The sequence below is a fragment of the Blautia sp. DFI.1.216 genome, assembly GCF_020594215.1.
Lineage (GTDB): Bacteria > Bacillota > Clostridia > Lachnospirales > Lachnospiraceae > Blautia_A > Blautia_A wexlerae.
This window is the reverse complement of the sequence record NZ_JAJDML010000231.1, coordinates 1-261: the sequence shown is the minus strand read 5'-3', so window position 1 is coordinate 261 and position 261 is coordinate 1. Positions and strand designations below refer to the sequence as shown.

Sequence of the window (261 nt, the reverse complement as noted above, 5' to 3'; positions counted from 1 at the left end):
TTCGGAAAAACGTCAGAGCAAAACATTACCATGTTACCTTTGAGCCGTTATTCGACGATCCCGGCACAGTTGACCTTTCCGGAATCAATTGGATCGTTGTGGGTACCATGACCGGAGCTCAGAGCAGGAAGATTCATACGGAGCCGGAATGGGCATGGTCTCTGATAGACCAGGCACATAAGCTCGGCATTCCGGTGTTTATGAAAGAAGACCTTGTCCCTATCATAGGGGATGAAAATATGATTCAGGAAATGCCGGAAG

The 261-nt window shown here is 47.9% G+C and carries 1 protein-coding gene; it reads left to right on the top strand.

Going from position 1 to position 261, the window contains the following annotated elements:
* Positions 1-261: DUF5131 family protein (locus LJE11_RS21000; RefSeq protein WP_227296456.1), on the top strand; the 261-nt coding region annotated here is incomplete at both ends.